This window comes from Nonomuraea sp. NPDC048916, from assembly GCF_040649575.1.
Taxonomy (GTDB): Bacteria; Actinomycetota; Actinomycetes; order Streptosporangiales; family Streptosporangiaceae; genus Nonomuraea.
The window spans coordinates 42,342-52,948 of sequence record NZ_JBEZFS010000046.1 but is presented as its reverse complement, the minus strand read 5'-3'; the positions used below and the strand labels follow the sequence as shown (position 1 = coordinate 52,948).

Sequence of the window (10,607 nt, the reverse complement as noted above, 5' to 3'; positions counted from 1 at the left end):
GTGCGAGCGTGTCAAGAAGCCGGCCAAGAACACCTTTCCAACCAAGAAGCGTGACACTGCGCAACCAGCCACCAAGGCCAGCTACAAGATCACAATCTTAAGAAAAGCGCTCTCACCAGCACAAATGCCTTAACTCACCGGCATTGCTTTGAACTGGGAGGATGGGGCTTGTCTAGAGTCCTGTCCACACCAGATCAGAAGGCACTTTCCGAGTGAAGGCTATCGCGTCCCAGCGCAAGATCGCGGTGTCCGCGGACGGTTCGGGACTCGTCTCCCACGCAGGCGCCCTGCTGCTGCTCCACACCCTCCGGCTCACCGGCCTGGACCAAGCGTTATCGACCCAGTTGCAGCGCTGGCGGCCGGCACGGTCCGTGCACGATCCCGGCAAGATCGTGGCCGATCTGGCCGTCACCCTCGCATTGGGCGGGGACTGCCTGGCCGACATCGCGCTGCTGCGCGCCCAGCCCGAGCTGTTCGGGCACGTGGCCTCTGACCCGACCGTCTCCCGCCTGATCGACCGGCTCGCCCGCGACGAGGTCAAGGCGCTCAAGGCCCTGCGCGCGGCCCGGACCCTCGCCCGCGAACGTGCCTGGGACCTGGCAGGCGCCACAGCGCCGGGCAGTGATGGTGAGCTGATTCCCCTCGACCTCGACGCCACCATCGTCATCGCCCACTCCGACAAACAACACGCCGCGCCGACCTGGAAACACACTTTCGGCTTCCACCCGATGACGGTCTTCGCCGACCACGGCCCGGGCGCTTCCGGCGAACCGCTGGCCATCGTGCTGCGGCCGGGCAACGCCGGCTCCAACACCGCCGCCGACCACATCGAGGCCACCCGCCTGGCGCTGGCCCAGTTGCCCCGGCACCGCAGACGGCAGGTGCTGATCCGCACCGACTCCGGCGGTGGTACGCATGAGTTCCTGTCCTGGCTCGCCAAGCCCGGCCGGCGGCTGTCGTACTCGATCGGGTTCACTATGACCGAGGAGGTGCAGCAGGCCGTGCTGCGCCTGCCGAAGAGTGCCTGGACGCCCGCCTACGACGCCGACCGTCAGGTACGGCCCGGCGCCTGGGTGGCCGAACTGACCGGGCTGCTCAACCTGTCGGGCTGGCCCAAAGGGATGCGCGTCATCGCCCGCAAGGAACGCCCGCATCCCGGCGCCCAGCTGCGCTTCACCGACGTCGACGGCAACCGCGTCACCTGCTTCGTCACCGACGCCAAACGCGGTCAGCTCGCCGACCTTGAGTTGCGTCACCGTCGCCGGGCCCGCGCCGAAGACCGCATCCGCTGCGCCAAGGACACCGGCCTGGCCAACCTGCCCCTGCATCACTTCGCCCGCAACCAGATCTGGTGCGAACTCGTCGCCCTGGCCTGCGAACTCCTCACCTGGATGCAGATGCTCGCGCTGCCCGGCACCGCGGCCCGCACCTACGAGCCCAAACGCCTGCGCCTGCGACTGTTCGCCGTGGCCGGACGGCTGGTCCGCGGCGGCCGCCGGCTACGCCTCCGCATCGCCGCCCACTGGCCCTGGGCCCACGACATCCTCACCGCCTTGAAGCGCCTGCAAGCCCTGCCCGCCCCACCCTGACCAGCCACCAAACCGACCCTACGACCAGGAAAGGACACCCGCGGGCCCGTGGAACCCCGCCCACCCGGAGCGACAACCGGGCAAACGTGCTGGCCACAGCACGCATTCAACCTTCAGCCGGACCGTTCAATCGACCACGACAAGATCACGAAAGATCGAGGTTAGCCATGGGGATCCGCCCGGAGCTCAACCGGGTCGTCCTCGAAACCAACACCTTCGACCAAGATTTACGCCGCAGGCTGGCCACAAAATATGGCCCTCTCATCACCCTCGAATGGAATCCCTTCGGCCGACGCTATGTGATCAAATGACACGGGAATGATCACGTGAACCCAGCAGCGTGAGCGCAGGACGTGCATGTGGCAGCCTGGCCACTCGGAACTCTTCCAGTTGCAGTTCTGGTTGCAATCCAGCCCCGTACGGCGCCGTTCCAGGAGGACCAGCAAGGCCAGGTGGTCCAGGCTGAACCGATCGGGGCGGGCAAGATCCAAGCTGCTCATGCGGTTTGGTGGCAACACCATCCGGGGTGGGTGACCGCGTTCCATGAGCTCACGGATAGATCTTCTTGTTCTCCCGCAGCATCGCGACGAATTTCTCGATCCGTGCCGCCCGGGTGGCGGGCTTCTTGGCGTCGCCGACGCGATAGAGGATCGCGTAGCGGTTCGTGCTGTTGAGCGTGGCGAAGAACTCCGCTGCGACCGGGTCGGCGTCCAGCGCCGCCTGGAGGTCGTCGGGCACGGTCGCGGTCTTCTGCGAGGCGTAGGCCGCCTCCCATCTGCCGTCGGCCTTCGCCTTCTCGATCTGGGCCAGGCCGGCCGGGCGCATCGCCCCGGCGGCGATGAGCTCCTCGGCCCGGCCGCAGTTCACCTTTGACCACTTGCTCCTGGGCTTGCGCGGGGTGAAGCGCTGCAGCCAGTGCTCGGCGTCGAACTTGTCCTTCTGCCCGTCGATCCAGCCGAAGCACAGCGCCACGTTGACTGCCTCGGAGTAGCTGACAGAGGGAATGCCGGACTCCTTCTTCGCGATTTTCAGCCAGAGCCCCGGCGACACGTCGTGCTCGGTTTCGAGCCACTTCTCGAACGCGGCCTGGGAGGGGAAGGCGACGGTGGGGAGATCTTGCTTTTCCGTCACGACTTGAAGCACTCCTTCAATCGGGGGAACTAGAGAGAGGCTTAATAGCTGGGGTTACGGGGGGTTGGAAGTCCAGGTCGGTAAGGGCAAGAATCCGAGGTTGAAAAAGGGATTCGCGGCTTCAGCTCCGCTCCCACTGCCACAGGCGCTCGCCGTCCTCGACGAGGTCCGCGGGCCGTAGACCGATCCTGGCCGCTACCTTCATGGATGCCTCGTGACCAGGGTGGATGTGGGCCTGGAAGAGACCGATGCCCTGGCCACGCAGCCATTCGGCCAGCGCCCCGGCGGCCTCCGAGGCATACCCGCGCCCCTGCCAGGCCATCCCCACCACCCACGCGATCTCGGCCCGCCGCCCTCCGTCGGTCACGGTCGCCTGGACGGTGCCCACCGCTCGGCCGTCGTGCCTGCGCCGCAGGATCCAATTGAGCCATTCCTGCCGGCCGTCGGGGGAGTGCCCCGTGGCCAGCCTGGTGTACCGGGCCCTCAGGTCGTCCAGGTCCGGCGGCCCTCCCCCGATGAAGGCATACAGGCCCTCACCGGCGAGGACGCCCACCATGTCGTCGGCGTCCTCCACCGTGAGAGGCGTCAGCGTGAGCCGGTCTGCCTCGATCCGGTCGGTGGTCACGCGACGGCCGCCACCGCTGAAATGGTCCACACACGGGAGTCTTCCGCAGGGCCGAGGCCGTCCGCCAGCCGGTTTTCTCGCGGTGGGTCCGCATCCGATAGATCATCCGCAGCCGGTGGTCCGGGCTGTCGGGGCGGGTGGCGAGCAGGCCGGCGACCGACACGCGCCCGCTTCCCCGCACGGGCAGCCCCTGGAGACCAGCGCCTGACGCCCGCCGTTCTCCAGCGCCCGCCGCCACCGGTTGGCCGACATCCGCGACACCCGGAACTCTCGGGCCACCTGCGCGTCGGTGGCGCCCTCGGCGAAGCGGTCGGCCGCCCGCATTCGCACCTGCTCCCGGCGTAAGCGCTGCTCGGCGGTCAGACCACCACCATCGGGATGCCTCATGCACCTCAGGTAGCACCGCAACGACCGCCTGCCAAGGCACGATGCGTCCGCCCATGCACGGGCAACGATCCCGCAATCGCCGCGCATGCCGATGGCGTCTCGGTTGGAGGCCCCAGCCGGATGCAAGATCTTTCCAAGTCGCGTCTCCTACCGTCCTGGTCATGGGAAAGACACATGTCATCGGTGCGGTCCTGGCCTTCGTGATCAGCGCGGGTGTCCCGGCCTCGGCGCAGGCGGCCACGGCCTCCCGCATCCATTGGGGGCCCGTCAAGTCGTCGGCGGGACACTCCGGCTACGCGAAGGCCGATGTCTGGATCACCGACTTCAGCGCCGAGACGTTCACCGTGCAAGGCAGGCTTTACGACCGCGACACGCACCGCGGCCACTGCGCCTATACCCGTGCCCGCTTCCACTACGTGGGCGGCGGCACCGGATGGAGCCGGCCCCGCTCGACCTGCTCGGCCAAGAGCTCCTTCCGGCTCACCTCGGACGGAGAGATCAGCCGGGTGGACGTGAAGGTCTGCCTTTACGACCTCGGCCTGCGCAGGACCTTCAAGTGCCACGTCGACGCCATCAAGCCCGAAATCATCGCGAACTGGCCCCAGTGACCGCCGTGGTCAGGCACCGCTGACGTCGCCTAATCGCCAGCCGATACCGGCTTGCTCAGCCGTACCTCCTCCTCCGCGTACCCCAGCGCCCGGTAGAAACTCCGGGCTCGGACATTGGCCGCACCGGTCTCCAACGTGATGTGCCGCAGACCTCGGTCGCGGGCCCAGGACTCGGCGGCCCCCACCAGAGCGCGCCCGACGCCCATGCGCTCCGCCTCGGCGGCGACGACGAGTTCGCCGATGTAGGCGTCCGTCTGGCCGGTGAAGTGCCGGCGGGTAGTCACGGTGACGAAGCCCGCGACACGGCCGCCGCGGACCCCCACCAGCACGCCGTGGTTGTCGCCATCCCCCTGGTCAAGGGAGAAGGTGACCCAGCCGCGCACGGCCATGGCGACGGCGTCGGCATCCCGCCAGGTCGCGACCCCCTCGGTCAGGCGCGGGGCCAGCGCGACGAGGGCATCACGGTCCTCATCTCTGTAGGGCCGGATCACGACAGTGGACTGTCCACTACTCATGATCGGCAGTCTGGCATCGGACTCCCACGTGAAAAAACAGTCAGCGGCACGCGGATGCCGACCGGCTCGCACGCCCTTCGGCGGCATCCGTGCCGTCGGGATCCGTGCCGTCGGGATCCGTGCCGTCGGGATCCGTGCCGTCGGGATCCGTGCCGTCGGGATCCTGGCAGGCGGCCTTCTCCCACGCGTCCGCCGAGGCGAGGCCGCTCTTCTCCAGGAGTCTCATCCAACTGTCGCGGTGCCGGCCCCGCCGCTTACGGCGGTTGACGGCGTGCCCCCCGATGACGGACGCGATGAGCTGGGGATAGCCCTCGCCGAGGACGTGGAAGTCGAAGAACGTGACGATGTCGAGTGCCAACTCCGTGGTGTCGACCATCTCGACGTCGGTGTGCTTGTAGGCGAAGACGTAGTCGTCCCCGTCGCAGAAGTAGACGTCGCCATCCCGGAGGTCGAGATAGATGCCGCTGCCGCACTCGATGTCCTCGGGGGCGCCGTAGCGCTCACAGCCGATGTGAAGTGGATTGCCCAATGGACAGTACGGATTGATGTGGCGGTCAGCCCAGGCTTGGCGGCTCGCTATCTCGGGGGGCTGCTGGAAGCGGACGTAGTCTCCGCCCAGCCGGTGGAACAGGCCGAACACGTCCGTCACCTCCGCGGGAAGCTCAGGGATGGGTTCCAGCTCCCTCGGCTCCTCGATGACGACGCCGAAGCCGTGCTCGGCCTCCACCTGCTTGAGCAGCTCCAGCTTCGACCTGATCCCGGCCAGCCTCCTGCTGCGCTCCTCGCCCATTGAAAAGACCCTTTGCCGTCGTCGAAGATCGTTTGCGAGGACATCCTCTCACCTGTCCTCCGGCGGCGGCGGCCTGATCTTCGGCTGCGCCACGCTCACCGAAGGGGGGTCGGCATCCTCGCCACGGGGATCAACGAGGTCCGTTCCACGTGACCAGTCTCGGAGACATCGAACCCCGTATCGATTCCATGACATTAAAGCCGAGATTGCGCATCGCCATTGCGGTCCCCTAGTGAGCCAATAGGCCATGGCGCATAATTCGGAATTAGTAGCTTATATCGCAATAACTGCCTTTTCGTCCAGTTTGTGGGTATGTGAGCTTCTACGGGGTGTATATGGAGTTTCGGCTTCTTGGTCCGCCGGAGGTTCGCGGCGAGGCCTGCCGTGAATGGTTCCGGGGGCATCGCCAGCGCGCGGTCTTCGCGTCTCTGGCGCTGAACGCCAATCGGGTCGTGGAGACCGACAGGCTGGTCGACATCGTGTGGGGTGACCGCCCTCCCCTCACCGCACAGGCGCAGATACAGAAGACCCTCTCGGCGTTACGTCAGATGCTGGGTCAGACGGCCACCGGAGGCGAACGGATCAGCACGGTCTCCTCGGGATACCTGTTCCACGCCGACCCGGGTGAGATCGACGTGGAGGTGTTCAGAAGAGAGGTGCGACAGGCCTCGTCCGCCATGGCGGCGGGTGACCTGCCCGCGGCGGTCATCTGCTTCCGCAGGGCCCTGGCCCGCTGGTTCGGGCGGGCGCTCGACGGCGTGCCCGGGCTCGCCGCGGAAGCCACCCACCTGGAGGAACAACGGCTGATCGCGTGGGAGGAGTGCATGCACGCCGAGCTGGCGCTCGACGGACACGCCAGGGTGGCCGCCGAGATAGAGCCGCTGATCAACACCCATCCGCTGCGTGAGCGCTTGTACGCGTTACTGATGATCGCCTTGTACGGGTGCGGCCGCCGCGTCGAGGCCCTGCGCGCCTACCACGGCATCCGCGGGCGGCTGCGTGAGGAGCTGGGCATCGAGCCGAGCAGCGAACTGCGCGACATCGAGCACGCCATACTGATCGAGACACCGGCGGCCCAGATGCTGTCCGCGCCATGAGGGGCCGGCGGGTGAGCATGGCGATCGCCGCCGGCGTCGCCGTGGCCGTCGGTCTGGTGGCCGTACGACGCCGCTACCTCGTCATCACGGTCAACGGCGCCAGCATGCGCCCGGCCTTCACCGATGGCGACCGGGTCCTGGTGCGCAGGGAGACCACCCGGCTGCCGTCCCGCGGCGACGTGGTGGTGCTGCACACGCCGCCGTCGCGGGCGGGCTGGGACGGGTCGCCATCACCTCCCGGTCCGGCACGCGGGGGCTGGAGCATCAAGCGGGTCGTGGCCGTTCCCGGCGACCCTCTGCCGGAAGCCGCCGTCGACGCCTGCGGGCGACCGGCCGGGACGCCGGTCCCGGCCGGTCGTCTCGTGGTCTTCGGCGACGCGCTGGACAGTTACGACTCCAGGACCTGGGGTTTCCTGCCGGCTGAGCGCCTGGTCGGCGTCGTGACCAGGCGTCTGCCCTCGCGACCCGAGCCCGATTCGCCGCGCCGGTAGCGACCGGGTAGTGATCCGGTAGTGATCCGGTAGTGCTCCGGTAGGACTCTGGTAGAGCTCCTTGAGAGGGTGACGGCGAACCGCGGTGTGGAGGTGGCATGGGTCCCGCGCTCGCTGGAGCGGACGTGGGCCCGGTCGATGCGTAAGGGAGAACCATGATCAAAAAGGTCAACGCCCTGGGCGACAAGCTGCTCGGATTGCTGCTGCCCAGCAGCAGCGCGGACGCGGCCCCGCTGTGCAAGGGCACGTACCTCTATTCCATCGGTGACTGCCACTACTACTGCTACCGCTGGCTCGACCGCTCCTCGAAACTGCGGTGGTGCAGCAACAACAGGAACTGCGTCGTCACGTGCTACGACTGTTGCTGAGTTGGAGTACGTGGCACTGGCCTGTCGCTGTCTGATCGGGGCGGTGTTCCTGATCAGCGCGGTGAGCAAGGTGCGTGACCGGTCGTCTCGGGAGGCGTTCGCGCGCACCCTGTCCGCGCTCGTGCCGGCGGTCGGGTCGGTTCGGCTGGGCTATCTCGTGGTCGCCGTCGAGCTCCTCATCGCGATCGCGGTAGCCCTGCCCGTCACGGCCGTCTGGGGCCTCGGCGCGGCCGCCGGAGCGCTCATGGCGTTCAGCGCCGCGCTGTGGCTCGCGCTCCGCAGGTCCGTGACTGTGTCCTGCGGGTGCTTCGGATGGTCCGACACGCCGGTGAGCCGCGTGCACCTGGTGCGCAACGCGGTGCTCGTCGCGAGCGCGCTGGCCGGTGCCACCACTCACGTCGTCGCCGGCGACACCACCCTGCTTCCCGGCGGGGTGGTGGTCGCCGTCGGCGCCGCCCTGGTGGTCTTCATCGGGGTCGTGTTCACCGACGATCTCGCCTCACTGTTCGCGCCGGCCTCCCCGCCGGCCCGGTCCTGAAAGGAAGGCGGAGTGCCGTTTCTCGTCGCGGGAATGGTCGTCTTGGGGCTGTTGTGCCTGGTCAACCTGGTGCTCATGCTGGCGGTGATCCGTCGGTTACGGGAGCACACCGAACAGCTCGCGGCGATCAGGGCAGGGAGCCCGGCCCAGGCGCTGCTGGCGCCCGGGACGTCGCTCCCGGCGTTCGAGGCCGAGTCCGTCGACGGTGAGCCGATCGACAGCCGGGTGACCTCGCCCGAGATCGTCGCCCTGCTCTCCACGGAGTGCTCGGTGTGCCTGGACCAACTGCCGGATCTCGTCGGCTTCATCACCGACCGGCGCGTCGGCCGCCCCGCGGCGGTGGCGGTGATCATGGGAGATGACAGTGCCCAGGCCGAGCGGCTGATCGAGGAGCTGCGGCCGATCGCGAGCGTGGTCCGCCAGCCCTGGGGAGGCCCGATCGAGAAGGCGTTCGAGGCCAGGGCCTTTCCCGCCTTCTATCTCGCCTCCGAGGGAGTGGTGCGGGCCGCCTCCATCGCCGTGATGGAGCTGGACCGGCCGGTTCACGCGTGATCCGCGCCGCACGGAACCGTGCGGACGGCTCACCCCCGGACCTGCGGCACTCTTCGGCCGCCGGCCCGCTCTGGGAGCGGGCCGGCGCCGCGTGGACGATGGTCTGGCGAGCCGGCCCGCTGCTGGCGCTCGGTTCCATCGCCACGTCGGTGTTGTCGGGCATCTGGCCCGTCGCGGGCGCCTGGCTCACCAAGCTGCTTCTCGACGAGTTGAGCAGCCCGCGGCGTGACCAGGCGCTGCTGGCCGGGCTGGCGGCCGGGCTGGCCATCGTCGGCCTGCTGACCACCACGCTTCCCCATCTCAACCGCTACCTCGACGCGCAGTTGCGCCGGCGGCTCGACCTGCTCGCTCGCGACGAGCTGTTCGGTGCGGTGAACCGGTTCGCCGGGCTGGCGCGCTTCGAGACGCCGCAGTTCCTCGACCGGCTGCGGCTGGCCGAACAGACGGGCCAGACGGCGGCCGTCCAGATCGTCCTGCCCGCGATCTCCGTGCTGCGGACGCTCATCTCGGTCGTCGGCTTCGTCGTCACCCTGACGCTGCTGAGCCCGGTCATGACCGCAGTGGTGCTGCTCGCCGCGGTGCCGACCGTCATCGCGGAGGTGGCCCTGAGCCGGCTCCGGGCCGGCATGCAGTGGCTGATCAGTCCGCTCGGCCGCCGCAGCGCCTTCTTCGCCAGACTGCTCACCGGGCTCGACTTCGCCAAGGAAGTTCGCCTGTTCGGGCTCGGTGAGTTCCTCCGGCGGCGGCTGCTGGCCGATGTCCGCGATGCCCAGGAGAGTGAACGGGCGGTCGACGCACGCGAGTTGAAGGCGCAGACGCTGCTCAGCGCGCTCGGCGCGGTGACCGCGGGCGCCGGCCTGATCTGGGTGGTGACCGGGACGGCGGGCGGCGCGCTGTCGATCGGTGACGTGGCCGTCTTCATCGCCGCGGTGGCCGGAGTGCAGTCGGGCCTCGCGGAGCTGGTCGGGTCGGTCGGCGGGGTGTACGAGTCGTTGCTCCTGTTCGGCCACTACCGCGAGGTGGTACGGGCCGAACCGGACCTGCCGGTGCTGGAGGCGCCGAAGCAGGCGCCGCCGCTCCGGCACGGAATCGAGTTCCGCGACGTGTGGTTCCGCTACGACGACGCGCACCCGTGGGTGCTGCGCGGCGTCGATCTGTTCCTGCCCTGCGGCAGCGCGCTGGCTCTGGTGGGCCTCAACGGGTCCGGCAAGTCGACGCTGGTCAAGCTGCTCTGCCGGTTCTACGACCCCCAGCGGGGCGCGGTGCTCTGGGACGGGGTGGACCTCCGTGAGATCGACCCCGCGGATCTGCGCGACCGGATCGCCGCCGTCTTCCAGGACTGCGTCGCCTACGACTTCACCGCCGCCGAGAACATCGGCGTCGGCGACATCTCCGTCATGTCCGACCGGGAGCTCATTCGCAGGGCCGCCACGCTGTCCGGGATCGACGAGACGCTCGCGAACCTCCCCCACGGCTACGACACGATGCTGAGCCGCAACTTCAGGCACCCGGGTGAGGACGAGGCGACGGCGGGCGTCCTGCTTTCGGGCGGTCAGTGGCAGCGCGTCGCGCTCGCCCGGGTGTACCTGCGAGAGGACCGCGACCTGGTCATCCTGGACGAGCCGAGCGCGGGCCTCGACGCGGAGGCCGAGCACGACCTGCACACCGACCTGCGCCGGCACCGGACCGGGCGCACCAGCCTGCTCATCTCCCACCGGCTCAGCGCCGTACGCGAGGCCGATCTCATCGTGGTGCTCGCCGACGGGCGGATCGTGGAGCAGGGCACCCACAGCGAGCTGGTCACCCGCGACGGCGAGTACGCCCGGCTGTTCACCCTCCAGGCCAACGGATACCGCCCGGAGGCCCTCCCGGCCCAGACGGCTGGGCCGGGGTGAGGGGCCGCGGGTGCGCGCTCC

At 68.7% G+C, this 10,607-nt stretch carries 13 protein-coding genes; 8 read left to right on the top strand and 5 right to left on the bottom strand.

The window, feature by feature from the left end; all coding sequences use genetic code 11:
- The first annotated feature begins 212 nt into the window (after window positions 1-212).
- On the top strand, window positions 213-1,589 hold the full coding sequence (locus AB0C16_RS34760) for an IS1380 family transposase (protein ID WP_357689420.1): 1,377 nt from the start codon (window positions 213-215) through the stop codon (window positions 1,587-1,589).
- 549 nt (window positions 1,590-2,138) lie between these two features.
- On the opposite strand, the gene AB0C16_RS34755 is transcribed toward AB0C16_RS34760, so the two are convergent.
- The 3 genes from AB0C16_RS34755 to AB0C16_RS34745 form a co-directional block, all read right to left on the bottom strand.
- Window positions 2,139-2,720 carry a YdeI/OmpD-associated family protein gene (locus AB0C16_RS34755; protein WP_357689418.1) on the bottom strand — a complete coding sequence of 194 codons (582 nt, stop codon included), beginning with the start codon at window positions 2,718-2,720 and terminating at the stop codon, window positions 2,139-2,141.
- A gap of 121 nt (window positions 2,721-2,841) precedes the next feature.
- Complete coding sequence (locus AB0C16_RS34750; RefSeq protein WP_357689415.1) at window positions 2,842-3,375, bottom strand: GNAT family N-acetyltransferase; 534 nt, start codon at window positions 3,373-3,375, stop codon at window positions 2,842-2,844.
- Between the two features lie 72 nt (window positions 3,376-3,447).
- Window positions 3,448-3,732 carry a helix-turn-helix domain-containing protein gene (locus AB0C16_RS34745; RefSeq protein ID WP_357689413.1) on the bottom strand — a complete coding sequence of 95 codons (285 nt, stop codon included), beginning with the start codon at window positions 3,730-3,732 and terminating at the stop codon, window positions 3,448-3,450.
- A gap of 161 nt (window positions 3,733-3,893) precedes the next feature.
- Between AB0C16_RS34745 and AB0C16_RS34740 the strand changes: the two genes are divergently transcribed.
- The gene (locus AB0C16_RS34740) at window positions 3,894-4,340 is read left to right on the top strand and encodes a hypothetical protein (protein WP_357689411.1); all 447 of its coding nucleotides are present in this window, start codon (window positions 3,894-3,896) and stop codon (window positions 4,338-4,340) included.
- A gap of 29 nt (window positions 4,341-4,369) precedes the next feature.
- Here the strand turns inward: AB0C16_RS34740 and AB0C16_RS34735 are convergent, their stop codons facing one another.
- Both AB0C16_RS34735 and AB0C16_RS34730 read right to left on the bottom strand, forming a co-directional pair.
- Window positions 4,370-4,855, bottom strand: a complete 486-nt coding sequence (locus AB0C16_RS34735; protein ID WP_357689409.1) for a GNAT family N-acetyltransferase — start codon at window positions 4,853-4,855, stop codon at window positions 4,370-4,372.
- 40 nt (window positions 4,856-4,895) lie between these two features.
- Window positions 4,896-5,645: a hypothetical protein gene (locus AB0C16_RS34730; protein WP_357689406.1), complete on the bottom strand. Its 750-nt coding sequence runs from the start codon at window positions 5,643-5,645 to the stop codon at window positions 4,896-4,898.
- Between the two features lie 335 nt (window positions 5,646-5,980).
- Between AB0C16_RS34730 and AB0C16_RS34725 the strand changes: the two genes are divergently transcribed.
- The 6 genes from AB0C16_RS34725 to AB0C16_RS34700 all read left to right on the top strand — a co-directional run bounded on the left by AB0C16_RS34725 (window position 5,981) and on the right by AB0C16_RS34700 (window position 10,586).
- Window positions 5,981-6,742 (top strand): BTAD domain-containing putative transcriptional regulator, encoded by a 762-nt coding sequence (locus AB0C16_RS34725; RefSeq protein WP_357689404.1) that lies wholly within the window; start codon window positions 5,981-5,983, stop codon window positions 6,740-6,742.
- Window positions 6,743-6,759: 17 nt separating this feature from the next.
- Window positions 6,760-7,233 carry a S26 family signal peptidase gene (locus AB0C16_RS34720; RefSeq protein ID WP_357689424.1) on the top strand — a complete coding sequence of 158 codons (474 nt, stop codon included), beginning with the start codon at window positions 6,760-6,762 and terminating at the stop codon, window positions 7,231-7,233.
- Window positions 7,234-7,388: 155 nt separating this feature from the next.
- Window positions 7,389-7,601, top strand: coding sequence for a hypothetical protein (locus AB0C16_RS34715; RefSeq protein WP_357689402.1), 213 nt, complete (start codon window positions 7,389-7,391; stop codon window positions 7,599-7,601).
- Window positions 7,498-8,139 (top strand): MauE/DoxX family redox-associated membrane protein, encoded by a 642-nt coding sequence (locus tag AB0C16_RS34710; RefSeq protein ID WP_357689399.1) that lies wholly within the window; start codon window positions 7,498-7,500, stop codon window positions 8,137-8,139. The genes AB0C16_RS34715 and AB0C16_RS34710 overlap by 104 nt, the downstream gene beginning before the upstream one ends.
- Window positions 8,140-8,151: 12 nt before the next feature.
- Entirely contained in the window at window positions 8,152-8,691 is a 540-nt protein-coding gene (locus AB0C16_RS34705; RefSeq protein ID WP_357689397.1) for a hypothetical protein, read from the top strand.
- Window positions 8,688-10,586 (top strand): ABC transporter ATP-binding protein, encoded by a 1,899-nt coding sequence (locus tag AB0C16_RS34700; RefSeq protein WP_357689394.1) that lies wholly within the window; start codon window positions 8,688-8,690, stop codon window positions 10,584-10,586. The genes AB0C16_RS34705 and AB0C16_RS34700 overlap by 4 nt, the downstream gene beginning before the upstream one ends.
- The last annotated feature ends 21 nt before the right edge of the window (window positions 10,587-10,607 follow it).

Coding starts and splice junctions, on each gene's coding strand:
- AB0C16_RS34735 (WP_357689409.1), bottom strand. CDS start 4,855: ATGAGTAGTGGACAGTCCACTGTCGTGATCCGGCCCTACAGAGATGAG.
- AB0C16_RS34720 (WP_357689424.1), top strand. CDS start 6,760: ATGGCGATCGCCGCCGGCGTCGCCGTGGCCGTCGGTCTGGTGGCCGTA.
- AB0C16_RS34730 (WP_357689406.1), bottom strand. CDS start 5,645: ATGGGCGAGGAGCGCAGCAGGAGGCTGGCCGGGATCAGGTCGAAGCTG.
- AB0C16_RS34745 (WP_357689413.1), bottom strand. CDS start 3,732: ATGAGGCATCCCGATGGTGGTGGTCTGACCGCCGAGCAGCGCTTACGC.
- AB0C16_RS34715 (WP_357689402.1), top strand. CDS start 7,389: ATGATCAAAAAGGTCAACGCCCTGGGCGACAAGCTGCTCGGATTGCTG.
- AB0C16_RS34725 (WP_357689404.1), top strand. CDS start 5,981: ATGGAGTTTCGGCTTCTTGGTCCGCCGGAGGTTCGCGGCGAGGCCTGC.
- AB0C16_RS34740 (WP_357689411.1), top strand. CDS start 3,894: ATGGGAAAGACACATGTCATCGGTGCGGTCCTGGCCTTCGTGATCAGC.